This is a genomic window from Bacillus sp. 2CMS4F, assembly GCF_023161785.1.
In the GTDB taxonomy this organism is placed as follows: domain Bacteria; phylum Bacillota; class Bacilli; order Bacillales; family Bacillaceae; genus Bacillus; species Bacillus halotolerans.
The window spans coordinates 22,645-37,119 of record NZ_JALNTO010000021.1; the positions used below are offsets into that span (position 1 = coordinate 22,645).

Here is a 14,475-nt window from a genome sequence, read left to right on the forward strand (position 1 = left end):
ATTATGATCTCCTCTCAGTTTCTTTTGCTTCATTCCACAGGTTGTCCATGTCCTCAAGAGACATATTAGCCAGCTCGATTCCCTTTTCCTTCGCTGTTTGCTCAATATAAGAGAAACGTCTCCGGAATTTATCGTTTGTCATCGCCAATGCTTCCTCCGGTTCTATTTTGTAGAAGCGGGCTACATTTACCAAGGCGAAGAGAACGTCGCCAAATTCGGCCTTGAGATTGTGTTCATGAGGGTCTTCAGAAACCTCCGAAGAAAATTCCTCCATCTCCTCATTCACCTTTTCCCAAATATCACTCACATCTTCCCAGTCAAAACCGACTTTTGCCGCTTTTTTCTGAAGTTTAGCAGCTTTAGAAAGAGCAGGAAGGGTTTTCGGGACGTTGTCTAACAAGGATTCTTCAGATGTATGTTTTTCGGCTTTTTTAATATCTTCCCAATTTGCCAAAACATCGTTTTCATCCTGAACCTTAACATCTTTAAACACATGGGGATGTCTCCGGACCATTTTTTCACTGATCCCTTTAATCACATCATCTATTGTGAAATAACCATCATCTTCACCGATTTGCGCGTGAAGCAGGACCTGAAGCAAAACGTCGCCAAGCTCTTCGATCATATGGTCTGTGTCTTCTTCGTCAATTGCTTCGAGAAGTTCATAACACTCTTCAATCATGTATTGTTTTAATGACTGATGAGTCTGCTTTTTATCCCACGGACAGCCGTTAGGCCCGCGAAGCTCTCTGATGATGCGCCGAAACGCGGAGAACTCCCGGTACAGCAGCTTCTCTTCTTTAATCGGCGGAATATACACACTTGTTAAGTTATTCATGGCGACATTACGGTCCAGTTCAAATAAAGCCACTCTCCGAATATCCTCATCGCGGCTTCCGGCTGCCGTTACAATCACAACTTCATAATCATCCGGCAGCTTCTCCATTAATGTCAGCTTCACTTCGGATGCAGTCATTTGGTCGTAAACCTGACAAATGATCAGGTGATGTCTGAGCTCAAGCTCATCCGCGCTTAATGTGCCGGCATCCACAAATTGAAAGCCTTCAATGGGATCAATTTGCAAGGCATTAAAAGTGGCATCAAGAAAACTTTGCCCTCCCGCGACTTTCACCTGGATGTTTTTTTCTTCCTGCCGCTCCGTCAGCAGCTGTACTGTTTTTTCTGCTACAAATGGATGCCCCGGAACCGCATAAACAACGTCCTGATGCTTCGCTTCTCCAAAGAGAATGTCAGCAATTTCTTCGTATACCGCATCAAACTGGTCGTGCTTCTCATATATATCATCAAAATAACGAATGTTCTTCGTTTCGCTTTCTAGCTCCTGAATTAAAGGATGGTCTTTTGTTCTGACAAACAGAGTGTCCGCCTTTGTCAGCAGCTTATGTATGCCAATTGTCAACTGGTCCATGTCTCCGGCGCCAAGCCCGACGACTGTAATGTTACCTGCCATTTTGTTCTCTCCTTCTTGTGAGTTTGCTTAACTTGCTGCCAAAAGGCACACTGTTGAGCTCTTTATCCGTAAATATTCCCAATTTCATCATACAATAAATAAACACCGCGCCTCCAATGGCGACAGCAGAAACACTTTCAACCGCCGCATATCCTCTTCCTTCCGCATCAAACAGAAAAGACCAAAGGCGTAAATAAGCAAGCAAGACAGCCGACATCAATAAAGCGGACCCAATAATCGGAAGCATAACACCTCTCAGCTTGTCCAGCCATTCTTTTTGCCGCAGGCGATATAAATTAAGGCCGGCGACAGCTGCAAAGGTAGCCGCTGTCGCAAATGAAGCCCCTTCAATTCCATAACGCGGAACCAAAAAGGTATTTAACACCCATTTCACAGCCACGCCTGCGCCTACAGCTATTGCAGGAAACACCGTGTTTCCCGTTCCCTGTAAGACAGCAGCAGCCGTGACCGCCAAGGACGCAAACAAAATGGAGCAGCTAAATATCTGTAACGCAGCTGTTCCTTCACCATTTTGAAACAGCATAATGTTGACCGGCTCGAGGATGCAGATGAGACCTGCAGACGCCGCAACGCCAATCGCAAGACACAGCTTTAAGGAAGACGTCACTCTTTGTTTCATCACCAGCACTTGATTGTCCTTTACCGCCTTTGAAAGCAACGGTACGAGTGAGGTCCCGATGCTCATTGCGAAAACAGAACCGAGCTGCAAAAGAGGCTGCCCCCGGTCATAAATTCCTTTCAGCCGCTTTGCTTCTTCACTCACCTCACCGCCAGACAGCAAAGAATATAAATTCAGAGCATCGACAAGCTGAATAAACAAAAGCAGCAGGCTGCTGACACAGATCGTTACTGAATATAAAAGCAGTTTCTTAATTAATTGATTTGTTGTAATGTGATTTTCTTTTTCTATTTCCGCTTTTTCCGGCTTTTTCGCTTTGAACCAAAAAAAGACAAGGATGATAAGCGCAATCAAACTTCCGGCAAGAGAACCAGAAGCAGCTGCCGCTCCCGCAGTATAAAGCGATGCACCCTTTTTGATGAGCCAAAAAGATAACCCTAAAAGCACCGCTACCCGCAAAAACTGTTCCATGATTTGCGATAAAGCGGATGGGAGCATATTGTGCCTCCCTTGAAAAACGCCTCTGAGCAGTGCGACAAATGGAAACAGAAGAAACGCATAGGCAGTTACTTGTATTAACTGGGCGAGATGCGAATCACCCATAAACAGAGCGATCGGAACAGCTCCCATATATAAACACAGAAATAAAAAAACACCTATTACCGATAAAACCAGCGCTGAAATTTTCATTATGGTGTTATGGTTTTTTTCACTATAATCATTCATCAATTTAGAAATAATCACCGGAAATCCTGATGTTGAAAGCATGACGGCAATACCAAGAAAAGGGTATACCTGCTGATATATATAAAATCCAACATCGCCGACAATGTTTTGAAATGGGACTCTGTAAACGGCGCTTAATATTTTTGAAATAACGCCTGCCAGAATTAAAACAAAAGCCCCCTGCCACATCCAATGCCGTTTGACGCGTATTGAATCATCCATCCAAAAGCTCCTTCCCAACGTCAGGGGCCATGCAGAGTGTGCAATGACCTTGGTACAAATAAAAACGAGGTTATTATACCATATCCCAACCCTTGGAATCCTTTTTCCCCTGCACAAAAAAGAACAGCGTCCCAAGGAGAGCTGTTCTTTCTATACCTATTTTGATAATTGTAATAAGACCTACTGTTCCATTTGACGAGCCAAAAACCCAGCTGCTGTTTCAACGGCTTTATGCTCTACTTCGCCCATCGTCTGATCCTTTGAAAAAATCACGACTGCACCTATCGGGTCGCCATTCGCCACAATCGGGCCGACAGTATACGAACTCATATCTTCATCGATGCCATTCACAAGCTGCACGGATTTTGCATCGCTCTCAAGCACGGAACTTCTCTGATCCATTGTTCTTTCCAGCATTTCGCTGATCGGCTTGTTTAAGTAGTCTTTTTTGGAACTTCCGGAGACAGCAATGTAGACATCACGGTCACAGATAAGCACTGAATGGCCAAGACTGTCATAAAGCGCGTCTGCATACTCCTTTGCGAAGTCTCCAAGTTCACTTATCGGAGAGTATTTTTTCAAAATAACTTCTCCGTCACGATCTACAAAAATCTCAAGCGGATCGCCTTCCCTGATTCTCAGCGTTCTGCGAATTTCTTTAGGAATCACGACCCGTCCTAAGTCATCAATACGACGTACGATACCGGTTGCTTTCATCTCTGGTGCCTCTCTTTCATTTGATGGTTATACAATGTGGGAAAGACCTAAAGCAGTTACTTTATGTACCTTCCGCCTCGCTTGAAATTAGTATCCGTCACATCAAATGTAATATACACCAGAGAGTAACAAAATTTACGTTGATGAAATGGTTTGTTTTTTCACATCTTTAAGGCCCTTCAGCATGCCCAGCACGGTTTCGAGCCATTCATCCGCAGTCTTGCCTTTCGTTTGAACGGAAATTTTGAGTTTTTTTCCTTCCATTCCCAGTCCGATTTGTCTGCCGTATTTGTTGCCAAGCTCAAACAGTTTCTGGCCGTCAATATCAGCACTGGCCTCTTCAGAAATGGTCAGCCTGACTGCATCTTTATCTTGCTTAATCAATTCGACCCGTTCATTTTTCGCATAAACCTTCATTTCAGCTACGGTAAACAAGTATTCAACTTCTTTTGGATAATTTCCAAACCTGTCAATCATCTCATCTTGAAGTTCATTTTTCTCTTCAATTGAAGCCACAGATCTGAAGCGTTTATACATATCAATTTTCTGTTTGCCGTCTTGAATGTAAGTTTCCGGAATGTACGCATCAAGCTCAAGATCAATTTCTGTTTCAAAATGCTCCGTTTTCGCTGTATCGCCTTTCCGCTCTTCTATGGCCTCTTTTAGCATTTGCGAATAAAGGTCAAATCCGACCGAATCGATAAAGCCGTGCTGCTGAGCGCCAAGAAGGTTTCCGGCTCCGCGAATCGTTAAGTCGCGCATGGCGATTTTAAAACCAGATCCCAGCTCTGTAAATTCTTTAATCGCCTGCAGTCTTTTTTCAGCTACTTCAGTAAGCACTTTATCCCGGCGATACGTGAAATACGCATACGCTACACGGTTAGAACGGCCGACACGTCCACGCAGCTGATAAAGCTGGGAAAGACCCATCTTGTCGGCGTCAAACACGATCAGCGTATTCACGTTTGGAATATCTACACCCGTTTCAATGATTGTTGTGCTGACGAGAACGTCTGATTCCCCTTCCAGGAAACTCAGCATGACAGCTTCTAATTCATTTTCTGTCATTTTCCCGTGGGCATACGCAACCTTCGCGTCAGGGACAAGCATTGAAATCTCATCTGCTTTCCGTTCGATATCCTCTACCCTGTTGTATAAGAAATAGACTTGGCCACCGCGCGCAAGCTCGCGCTCAATCGCCTCTCTGACAAGGGCACCATTGTATTCCACAACATACGTCTGTACAGGGAAGCGGTTTTCCGGCGGCGTCTCGATCACCGATAAATCCCTTACGCCAAGCATAGACATATGCAGCGTACGCGGAATCGGTGTCGCTGTTAATGTTAATACATCCACATTGGCTTTAATCTGTTTGATCTTTTCTTTATGGGTGACACCAAAACGCTGCTCCTCATCAATGATGAGCAGCCCTAAGTCTTTATAAACAACATCTTTTGATAACAGTCGGTGTGTCCCAATGACGATATCAACCGTTCCGTTTTTCAATCCTTTGATCGTTTCGTTTGCTTCTTTTCTTGTTCTGAATCGGCTAAGCAGGCCGATATTCATCGGGTAGTCCTGAAAGCGCTCTGTAATGGTCTCATAGTGCTGCTGAGCCAAAATGGTTGTCGGGACAAGCAGTGCGACCTGTTTTCCATCAGCGATTGCCTTAAACGCCGCACGGATGGCAACCTCTGTTTTCCCGTAGCCCACGTCTCCGCAAAGCAGGCGATCCATCGGCCGCTCTCTTTCCATGTCTTTTTTGATTTCGTGAATAGAGCGGAGCTGATCTTCCGTCTCTTGATAAGGGAACGCCGATTCAAACTCACGCTGCATTTCATGATCAGGGGAAAATGCGTAGCCCTTGCTCGCTTCCCTTTCGGCATACAGTTTAATTAAGTCATCAGCGATGTCTTGAACGGATGTTTCTACTTTTTTCTTAACCCGCTTCCATTCACTGCCGCCTAACTTATACAGCTTCGGTTCTTTTCCTTCTGATCCGACATACTTCTGTACCTGGTCAATTTGTTCAACCGGCACATAAAGCTTGTCGCTTCCCTGATAGTGAATGTTCAAATAGTCTTTGTGAATTCCATTGATCTCAAGGGTTTCGATCCCTAAATACTTTCCGATCCCGTGATTAATATGAACGACATAATCACCAATTTGAAGCTCGGAATAGCTCTTAATGCGCTCTGCATTTGTAAGCTTCTGTTTTCGAGGCTTCTTTTTCACGCGGTTTTTAAACAATTCTTCTTCAGTAATGACAGCAAGCTTCATTAACGGCAGCTCAAATCCTGATTGAAGCTCGCCTTCCATGATATAAACCTGTCCCTGAACAAGTGCCTTTTCGCTGTCAGTCATCGCCGCTTCGATTTCATAATCGGCCAAAACAGAAGACAGTCTTTGTGTACGTTCCTTATTTGCTCCCAAAAACACAACGGTGAAGTTTGATTTTTTAAACCGCTCCATTTCACCGGCAAGAACATTCATTTGCCCGTGGAAGCTCTGCATTTGTCTGCTGGATACATTCACGATATTTTGCGGGCTTGTATGCTGAACATGGCGTAAAAACAAAGAATAGTACAGCAAAGGCCGTTTTTGCTCAGCCACTATTTTTTGGAAGCTGAATGACAGACTGATGTCATGCAAAATTTTCCCTTCCTCCAGCAGATTTGTGACAAACTCCGCTTCTTCCTTTTGAAGCTGCTCTTCCATTTCATGAATCCGGCTGACTTCGTCCAAAATAAGAAGCGTGTTATCAGGTGTATAATCTAGCAAACTAGCAGGTTTTTCATAAAAATATGAAAGGTACTTCACCAGTTCTTGATCTGTCTGGCCTTCAGATAAACGCTCTTTATCATGAGAAATATTCATATGCAGGATTTCTTTTTGCTTGTCGAGCTTTAATTTTTTCAAGCTGTCGGCAAGGCCTTTATCCATCTTCTCTATTGCACGTGCTTTTTCTTCAGCTCTGATAATCAGTTCCTTTGCCGGACCGATACTGATGGAGGTCAAGGTTTCAATTGACCGCTGATCATCGGAGTTAAAGCTGCGGATGGAATCAACCTCGGTGTCGAATAATTCGATTCTGACCGGATGCTCAGAGGTCAGCGGATAAATGTCGATAATTCCGCCGCGAATACTGAATTCACCGGGTGCAGAAACCATATCAGACCGCTCGTATCCCACCTCTACCAGTCGGGATGCCAGCTGATCCGGTTCGATATCATGACCCACCTGAATGAGCATTTGGCTGTTTTTCCACACCTCTACCGGCGGCAGCATTCTTCTGACAGCCGCTACCGGAGCAACAACTATAGGCGTTTCTCCGTTTGTTAATCTATTAATGACATCTAAGCGCTGCGCCCGCAGTTCAGGGCTAGCCACCGCGATTTCTGATGATATGAGTTCATTGACGGGGTACAGAAGGACAGACCGATCCCCAAGAAGTGAAGTCAGATCATCCGTTACTTTCTGAGCTTGGTATAAATTATGGGTGATTAGAAAGATAGGCTTATTCGTTTCATTAGCCAGAGCAGAAGTAAAAACAGAACGCGCGGAACCTGAAAGACCCGCGAGCAGTTGTTCCTTCAGCCCCTCGTTTAAACCGTTGACGATGGATTTGAAGTCATCGCTTTCTTTAATAAAGGTTTGAATGTTGTCCATATGGCCCCTCCTCTCTGTTTTCTGTAAGAACAGAAAAACGCTTTGGTCTAGTGTCTACACCAAAGCTTTTTATTGAATAAATGTGTGATGTTCGTGGTAATGCGGATTTCGTTCGAGCGCCTCTTGGCAATCTTCACATATTGTAAGAACATGGACATCTCCATTGTCTTTATATGAAATCATATCGTTTCTTTCCTCGTTTGTTAAGTGCTCAAATCCAAGTGAGTTTGTCGATACCATGGAAGATTCCAGACTTCCAACTTTTACTCCGCAATGACGACAATAATAATGCAAAGCCATACAAGGGACCCTCCTGATGAAAAAGTCATTTTGGTGTAGTATGGACTTTGATGATGTATTTTATACCTTCGCGTTGAATTCGTTCATAACCTCTAAAAATGGTTTGCTGAGAGAAGCCTCACAAGCCTTAACGGACTTTCCAATCGCTTCATCAATTGCTGGTGTTTCATCCTTTGTAAAAGCGCCTAAAACATAATCAACCACCTTCATTCCGTTCACTGGCCGCCCGATTCCGATGCGGATGCGATCAAACTCAGGCGTTCCGAGATGCTGGATCAGTGATTTGATGCCATTATGCCCGCCGGCACTTCCTTTCGTTCTTAGACGGATCTTGCCAGTCGGAAGATCAAGGTCGTCGTAAATGACTTTTAAATCTTCGTTGTCTACATCATAATAATCCATTAAAGGCCGCAAACATTCTCCTGATAAATTCATATATGTAAGCGGTTTAACAAGTAGAACCTTTTTGCCGGAAACAAATCCGGTTCCGTATAATCCGTTAAATTTGCTCTGGTTCAGCTCAATGTTCCATTCCTTCGAAAGCTGGTCTATTGCCATAAATCCGACATTATGCCTTGTATTTTCATAGTTCTTTCCCGGGTTTCCGAGGCCAGCAATTACAAGCATGGCAAATCCTCCCTTAGTCACATAAGCTCCCGCTCTAACACGGGCTATAATTCTTCTCATTCTAGCACAAAAGACGTAACCGCGGGAGGGTTACGTCTTAAGCTATTATTGATCTTCGTTTTCACCTTCAGGCTGAGCATCGGCAGTTTCCTCAGCGTCTGTTTCTGCAGCATCCTGCTGCTGCGGAGGAAGAATGGAAGCCACAAGTTCATCTGATTCGTGATTATAGGAGTAGTCACCGCCGGCAGGCAAATCCTCAATCGTGAGTACATCATTTACATCAAGACCAGAAATGTCTGCCTCGATCGATTGCGGAATTGCTTTTGGCTTCGCCTTCACGGTTAGAGCGTAAAGCGGCTGTTGCAATACGCCTCCATTTTTCACTCCAATTGCTTCTCCGGTCAGATGAATCGGCACTTCCACTTCAATTTCTTCACTCATATTGACTACTTGGAAGTCAGCATGAGTGACCTCATTTTTCAGCGGATCCGTTTGCAGCTCTGTTACCATGACAGCGTGCTTCTCTCCGTTGACGTCGAGTGTAATGACTGTATTCTTGCCTTCATCCCTCAGTGTTTTGATAAGTTCCACACTGTCTAAGGATACCGGTTTGTTTGCCGTGTCTTTTCCATATATGATACCTGGAACATGTCCTGAAGTACGGATATCCCGAAGAGACGAACGGGTGAAACCTGTTCTTTCTTTTGCCGTTAACGTTGCCATATTCAGCACCATCCTATTATCGTTTTATTGTCCTATTAGAAACAATACCCAAAACGATAAAGGTTTAAACCTTTCAAAATCGGTTTAACTGAACAGGTAGCTGACAGATTGCTGCTCATGAACGCGAATAATCGCTTCAGCCAGAAGCGGTCCGACTGAAAGCTGCTTAAACCGTTCAATTTTCTTTTCTTCAGGAAGCTTGATGCTGTTTGTTACAACAAGCTCTTTAATTGTTGAGTTATTAATCCGTTCAACAGCAGGTCCTGATAGAACCGGATGTGTACAGCATGCATAAACTTCTTTCGCACCGTTTTCAACGAGCGCATTAGCTGCAAGTGTAATGGTGCCGGCAGTATCAATGATATCATCGATAAGGATAGCGGTCTTCCCTTCGATATTACCTACAATATTCATGACTTCTGCCACATTCGGTCTCGGACGGCGCTTATCAATGATCGCAATCGGCGCTTTTAGTCTGTCAGCCAGTTTGCGGGCACGTGTCACACCGCCGTGGTCTGGTGAAACAATGACGATATCTTCAAGGTTTTTGCCTTCAAAATATTCTCCTAAAATCGGAACACCCATTAAGTGGTCAATCGGTATATCAAAGAATCCTTGAATTTGCGGTGCGTGCAGATCAAGCGCAATGACACGAGTCGCACCGGCAGTTTCAAGCAGGTTTGCGAAAAGCTTTGCTGTGATTGGCTCACGGGATCTAGCTTTTCTGTCTTGACGCGCATAACCGTAATAAGGAATAACAATGTTAATGGTTTTTGCAGAAGCGCGTTTCAACGCATCTACCATAATCAACAGTTCCATAATATGCTCGTTAACGGGGTCACTTGTAGACTGGATGATGTAACAGTCACATCCGCGAATACTTTCTTCGATATTAATTTGGACTTCCCCGTCACTAAATCTTGTGACAGAACACTTCCCTAATTGAACTCCAACTATATCTGCGATTTCTTTTGCAAGCTCTGGATTAGAATTCAAAGAAAAAATCTTTAAATTCTTATCTCCGTATTGATTAGACATGGATAAACCTCCGAATTTAGGATTATTTTTTATGAATATTTTTCACATAATCGTCTTTATTTACTTGTCTCGCTCTGGCAATAGCAAGTGCTTTTCCAGGTACATCTTCCGTAACAGTTGAGCCTGCCGCTACATAAGCGCCTTCTCCGACTGTAACAGGGGCAACCAAATTGGAGTTGCAGCCGATAAATGCGCCGTCTTCAATTTTGGTCAAATATTTATTCTTTCCATCATAATTGACAGTAATTGAACCGCAGCCCAAGTTGACGTCTGTGCCTACTTCGGCATCCCCGACATAGCTTAAATGAGAAGCCTTGCTTCGGTCTCCGAATTGCGTCTTTTTGATTTCAACAAAATTCCCGATCTTCACTTCATTCCCGATGACAGAATCAGGCCTGATGTGAGCAAAAGGTCCTATGTTTACATCATTCCCCACTTTACTGTTATTGACTACCGATTGTTTAATCACAGTACGGCTGCCAATTGAACTATTCAAAATCTCAGTATGAGGGCCGATAATCGTATCTTCTCCGATTTGCACCTCACCTTTAATCACAGTTCCAGGATAAATCACAGTATCGCTTCCGATGACAGCTTCAGGAGAAATATACGTATTCATCGGGTCAATCAGCGTAACGCCATTTTGCATATGCCGTTTATTAATCCGCTCTTTCATAAACAATTCAGCCTGAGAAAGAGCAACTCTATCATTAACTCCGAGCGTTTCTTGGAAGTTACCAGTCTGGTAAGCGGCAACAGTTTCGCCTTCATTTTTGAGGATCTCTATCACATCCGGCAAATAATACTCGCCTTGAACATTATCGTTCGATACTTGGTCAATGGCCCGGAATAGAGCTTCATTATCAAAACAATACGTTCCAGTATTGATTTCAGTCACAAGACGTTCTTCCTCTGAAGCGTCCTTGTGCTCCACGATTTTTTGAACCGCTCCGCTCTCACCGCGAATGATTCGGCCGTATCCAGTCGGATCTTCTGCAACTGCAGTCAAGATCGTAGCTTTTGCTTCTTTTTGTGTATGTTCTTTCAGCATCGCTTCCATTGTCTCCGCTGTTAAAAGCGGCGTATCTCCGCAAATGACAATCGTTACACCTTTTTCGTCAGCAAGAAATGGCTGTGCCTGTTTTACAGCATGAGCAGTGCCAAGCTGTTCTGCTTGAAGCGCATACTCGCTTTTATCACCAAGCTGCTTTTTCACTTCTTCCGCACCATGTCCGACAATCGTGACAAGCTTCGTTAAAGATAACTTTAAGGCTTCGTCTACGACGTGCTCTACCATAGGCTTACCGCAAACTGGATGAAGGACTTTGTAAAGCTTTGATTTCATTCTCGTTCCTTGTCCAGCCGCTAAAACAACTGCAAACCGCTTATCCATTTAATGGCCTCCAATATCCCTTTTATCCATAGAAAAATATATCCTAAATATCAGTTGATTTCAAGGAGACTTCATGAAGTGCAAGAATTTTCTATGGGTGCATTTTAGTTTGAAAAATCAGAATTAAAAAAGGACTGCCGGAAAAAGGCTTGTCTCAGCCCTGTCAGCAGTCCTTGCTTTTTGGTTATTTTTTAAGAAGCTCCAGCTTCTTCGAATTCTAATGCTTCAGTGTCACCCAGACGATGATACTCATTTAACACGGCATCTTGAATCTTTCCTCGCGTGCTTGAATTAATAGGATGAGCAATATCGCGGAACTCTCCATCAGGGGTGCGTTTACTCGGCATCGCAACGAAAAGACCATTGTTTCCATCAATCACACGAATATCATGAACAACAAATTCGTGATCCAGCGTGATGGATGCAATCGCTCTCATGCGACCATCGGTATTCACGCGGCGTAATCTTACGTCAGTAACTTCCACAGTAGTTCACCACCTTTTCCCTATATAAAAGCATTAGTGTATCAATTCCACGATTTTTTCTGAATTCCTGCTGTTTTTTAAAATATTTTTTGAAAAAATAGGATATAAATACACAATTAGGTCATAACGCTTTTATTTTGGGCATAAGGTAAATAAAAAAGTGATTCCGAGTTTACCCAGAATCACTTTTCTTATTATTTTACTAACGCAATCACTTCGATTTCGACTAATGCATCCTTTGGAAGTCTCGCAACTTCAACGCAAGATCTCGCCGGTTTGTGCGTGTCAAAATATTGTCCGTACACTTCGTTCACTTCCGCAAACTGTTCCATGTCCGCGATAAATACAGTTGCCTTTACAACGGTTTCAAAAGAAGCACCCGCTTCTTCCAACACCGCTTTTAAGTTGCTGAATACTTGATGCGTCTGCTCCTTAATATCACCGTTTACCATCTCGCCTGAAGGCGTCAAAGGAATTTGGCCTGAGCTGTAAAACATATTATTGACGATAATCCCTTGTGAGTAAGGTCCGATTGCCGCTGGGGCATGTTTTGTGTGGACTGCTTTTGTCATGATTCCGTCTCTCCATTCTTCAAAAGATTGTCTTTAAAAAAACGCAGAAAATTGCCATTCTGAATTTCAATGGACTTATCTTTCATGTTGATCGTTGAAAGAGTGAGAAGTGACATATATTCATCAACAAGACGTTCATCTACTCCTTCGGCTTCGACCAAGACGCCGATCCCCGCGACATTCGCATTAAACTCATCCAACAGGTTAATCATACCATTAATTGTGCCGCCTGCTTTCATAAAGTCATCGATAATGAGTACGTTTGAACCCGTTTTCATGCTTCTTTTTGCAAGTGACATTGTTTGAATGCGGTTTGAGGAGCCTGACACGTAATTAATGCTTACCGTGGAGCCCTCCGTTACCTTGTTATCCTTGCGCACAATGACGACAGGCACATTCAGATAACTTGCAGCTGCATACGCAAGGGGGATGCCTTTCGTGGCAACGGTCATAACAACGTCAATTTCGCGGTCCGCAAATACAGAAGCAAACAGCTTTCCAACCTTGGAGAGAACAGATGGCTTTCCTAAGATATCCGTTAAATACACATAACCGCCCGGAAGGATACGCTCAGGATTTGCCAATGACTGTCCAAGGGTCTGAACGAACTCTTCAGCTTCAGCCTGCTTCATTTTCGGAATATATTTGACACCTCCGGCAGCACCGGGAACAGTAAGCAAGGTACCAATCCCCTGCTGCTCAAAGGTTTGCTTTATAATTGTTAAATCTTCACTGATCGATGATTTTGCAGATTCATACCGCTCAGAAAAAAAGGTTAACGGTATTAACTCGTGCGGATGGGTTAACAAATAATTTGTTAAGTCCACCAATCTGCCGCTGCGACGAAACTTCATGAACTTACCCCCAAAATCCGAATATTTTAAGATCAATATAACTTAACATACGGATTTAATCAAGAGCGTTCTGTTCGCCGATCATTCTCACTGCATATACCTGATCGCAGAAGCCTCTTAACCCGTTATAAATCCTCTGTACCTTAGACTCATACTGAACCAGTCCAAACACAGTCGGACCGCTTCCGCTCATTAACACAGCATCTGCACCAAAGCGTTTCATCTGGTTTTTGATCATCGCGACTTCAGGATGCATATCAAGCGTTACAGACTCAAGCACATTGCCTAAACGGCTGCACATCTTTTGAAAGCTCTTTTCCTCAATCGCGTCAATCATACCGTTTACATCCGGGTGTTCCACCTCATCAAGCTTCAGCTGTCTGTAGACCTCGGCCGTGGAAACGCCGATTGTCGGCTTCGCCAAAATGACCCAGCAATGCGGAGGCGGGCTGATGTGTTTGATCTTTTCACCGCGTCCGGTAGCAAGCGCAGTTCCGCCATAGACGCAAAACGAGACGTCTGAGCCAATTTCCGCTCCCAGCTCCGCCAGCGTTTCTGCAGAAAGATTTAAATTCCACAGTCTGTTCAGTCCTCTGAGCGTTGCCGCCGCATCACTGCTTCCGCCAGCAAGGCCGGCAGCCACCGGGATCACCTTAGTGATCATAATGGAAACTCCCTTTTTCACGTTGTATCTGTCTTTGACGAGCTTGGCAGCCTGATAAGCTAAGTTTCTTTGGTCATCGGGCACAAAGCGGTTGTGGGATGAAACCCTCACTACATCTTCTGCCAGCTCCGTCAATTCAATCCGATCCGCTAAATCAATTGTCGTCATAATCATTTCGACTTCATGATAACCATCCGGGCGTTTTCGGGTAACGTCGAGTGACAGATTGATCTTGGCTGGCGCTTTTTCTAAAATACGCATAGCTTTCACCTACTTCTCCATCTAAACATAAGTATGAACATTGTATCACATTTGAAGTACGGGATGAACATATCCATATTGGAGCTATTATGTATTTCCATCCAAAATCAAAA

Annotated in this window: 13 protein-coding genes; all 13 read right to left on the minus strand. The window is 43.9% G+C overall.

Annotated features, from left to right (window positions below; all coding sequences use genetic code 11):
- Position 1 precedes the first annotated feature (1 nt).
- On the minus strand, positions 2-1,471 hold the full coding sequence (gene yabN / locus MTN95_RS20365; protein ID WP_202853363.1) for a bifunctional methyltransferase/pyrophosphohydrolase YabN: 1,470 nt from the start codon (positions 1,469-1,471) through the stop codon (positions 2-4).
- The gene (locus MTN95_RS20370; RefSeq protein ID WP_248339812.1) at positions 1,461-3,059 is read right to left on the minus strand and encodes a putative polysaccharide biosynthesis protein; all 1,599 of its coding nucleotides are present in this window, start codon (positions 3,057-3,059) and stop codon (positions 1,461-1,463) included. The genes yabN and MTN95_RS20370 overlap by 11 nt, the downstream gene beginning before the upstream one ends.
- A gap of 180 nt (positions 3,060-3,239) precedes the next feature.
- Positions 3,240-3,776 (minus strand): stage V sporulation protein T, encoded by a 537-nt coding sequence (spoVT, locus tag MTN95_RS20375; RefSeq protein ID WP_105955699.1) that lies wholly within the window; start codon positions 3,774-3,776, stop codon positions 3,240-3,242.
- A 135-nt stretch (positions 3,777-3,911) separates the two neighbouring features.
- Entirely contained in the window at positions 3,912-7,445 is a 3,534-nt protein-coding gene (mfd, locus tag MTN95_RS20380; protein ID WP_248339813.1) for a transcription-repair coupling factor, read from the minus strand.
- A gap of 69 nt (positions 7,446-7,514) precedes the next feature.
- On the minus strand, positions 7,515-7,745 hold the full coding sequence (fin, locus tag MTN95_RS20385) for an anti-sigma-F factor Fin (protein ID WP_024123622.1): 231 nt from the start codon (positions 7,743-7,745) through the stop codon (positions 7,515-7,517).
- A gap of 60 nt (positions 7,746-7,805) precedes the next feature.
- Positions 7,806-8,372, minus strand: coding sequence for an aminoacyl-tRNA hydrolase (pth, locus tag MTN95_RS20390; RefSeq protein ID WP_044153493.1), 567 nt, complete (start codon positions 8,370-8,372; stop codon positions 7,806-7,808).
- Positions 8,373-8,477: 105 nt separating this feature from the next.
- Positions 8,478-9,095: a 50S ribosomal protein L25/general stress protein Ctc gene (locus MTN95_RS20395; protein WP_248339815.1), complete on the minus strand. Its 618-nt coding sequence runs from the start codon at positions 9,093-9,095 to the stop codon at positions 8,478-8,480.
- Between the two features lie 84 nt (positions 9,096-9,179).
- Positions 9,180-10,133 carry a ribose-phosphate diphosphokinase gene (locus tag MTN95_RS20400; protein ID WP_003218353.1) on the minus strand — a complete coding sequence of 318 codons (954 nt, stop codon included), beginning with the start codon at positions 10,131-10,133 and terminating at the stop codon, positions 9,180-9,182.
- 22 nt (positions 10,134-10,155) lie between these two features.
- The gene (gene glmU, locus MTN95_RS20405; RefSeq protein ID WP_248339818.1) at positions 10,156-11,526 is read right to left on the minus strand and encodes a bifunctional UDP-N-acetylglucosamine diphosphorylase/glucosamine-1-phosphate N-acetyltransferase GlmU; all 1,371 of its coding nucleotides are present in this window, start codon (positions 11,524-11,526) and stop codon (positions 10,156-10,158) included.
- 191 nt (positions 11,527-11,717) lie between these two features.
- The gene (spoVG, locus tag MTN95_RS20410) at positions 11,718-12,011 is read right to left on the minus strand and encodes a septation regulator SpoVG (protein ID WP_003218346.1); all 294 of its coding nucleotides are present in this window, start codon (positions 12,009-12,011) and stop codon (positions 11,718-11,720) included.
- A 194-nt stretch (positions 12,012-12,205) separates the two neighbouring features.
- Positions 12,206-12,583: a 2-iminobutanoate/2-iminopropanoate deaminase gene (ridA, locus tag MTN95_RS20415; RefSeq protein WP_003226738.1), complete on the minus strand. Its 378-nt coding sequence runs from the start codon at positions 12,581-12,583 to the stop codon at positions 12,206-12,208.
- Positions 12,580-13,437: a pur operon repressor gene (gene purR / locus MTN95_RS20420; protein WP_024123618.1), complete on the minus strand. Its 858-nt coding sequence runs from the start codon at positions 13,435-13,437 to the stop codon at positions 12,580-12,582. Before purR ends, ridA begins: the two co-directional genes overlap by 4 nt.
- A gap of 55 nt (positions 13,438-13,492) precedes the next feature.
- A complete protein-coding gene (gene ispE, locus MTN95_RS20425) occupies positions 13,493-14,362 on the minus strand; it encodes a 4-(cytidine 5'-diphospho)-2-C-methyl-D-erythritol kinase (protein ID WP_024123617.1) in 870 nt (289 codons plus the stop codon).
- Between the last annotated feature and the right edge of the window lie 113 nt (positions 14,363-14,475).

Excerpts from the sequence above, each read along its gene's own strand:
- yabN (WP_202853363.1), bottom strand. The coding sequence starts at position 1,471 with ATGGCAGGTAACATTACAGTCGTCGGGCTTGGCGCCGGAGACATGGAC.
- MTN95_RS20370 (WP_248339812.1), bottom strand. The coding sequence starts at position 3,059 with ATGGATGATTCAATACGCGTCAAACGGCATTGGATGTGGCAGGGGGCT.
- spoVT (WP_105955699.1), bottom strand. The coding sequence starts at position 3,776 with ATGAAAGCAACCGGTATCGTACGTCGTATTGATGACTTAGGACGGGTC.
- mfd (WP_248339813.1), bottom strand. The coding sequence starts at position 7,445 with ATGGACAACATTCAAACCTTTATTAAAGAAAGCGATGACTTCAAATCC.
- fin (WP_024123622.1), bottom strand. The coding sequence starts at position 7,745 with ATGGCTTTGCATTATTATTGTCGTCATTGCGGAGTAAAAGTTGGAAGT.
- pth (WP_044153493.1), bottom strand. The coding sequence starts at position 8,372 with ATGCTTGTAATTGCTGGCCTCGGAAACCCGGGAAAGAACTATGAAAAT.
- MTN95_RS20395 (WP_248339815.1), bottom strand. The coding sequence starts at position 9,095 with ATGGCAACGTTAACGGCAAAAGAAAGAACAGGTTTCACCCGTTCGTCT.
- MTN95_RS20400 (WP_003218353.1), bottom strand. The coding sequence starts at position 10,133 with ATGTCTAATCAATACGGAGATAAGAATTTAAAGATTTTTTCTTTGAAT.
- glmU (WP_248339818.1), bottom strand. The coding sequence starts at position 11,526 with ATGGATAAGCGGTTTGCAGTTGTTTTAGCGGCTGGACAAGGAACGAGA.
- ridA (WP_003226738.1), bottom strand. The coding sequence starts at position 12,583 with ATGACAAAAGCAGTCCACACAAAACATGCCCCAGCGGCAATCGGACCT.
- purR (WP_024123618.1), bottom strand. The coding sequence starts at position 13,437 with ATGAAGTTTCGTCGCAGCGGCAGATTGGTGGACTTAACAAATTATTTG.
- ispE (WP_024123617.1), bottom strand. The coding sequence starts at position 14,362 with ATGCGTATTTTAGAAAAAGCGCCAGCCAAGATCAATCTGTCACTCGAC.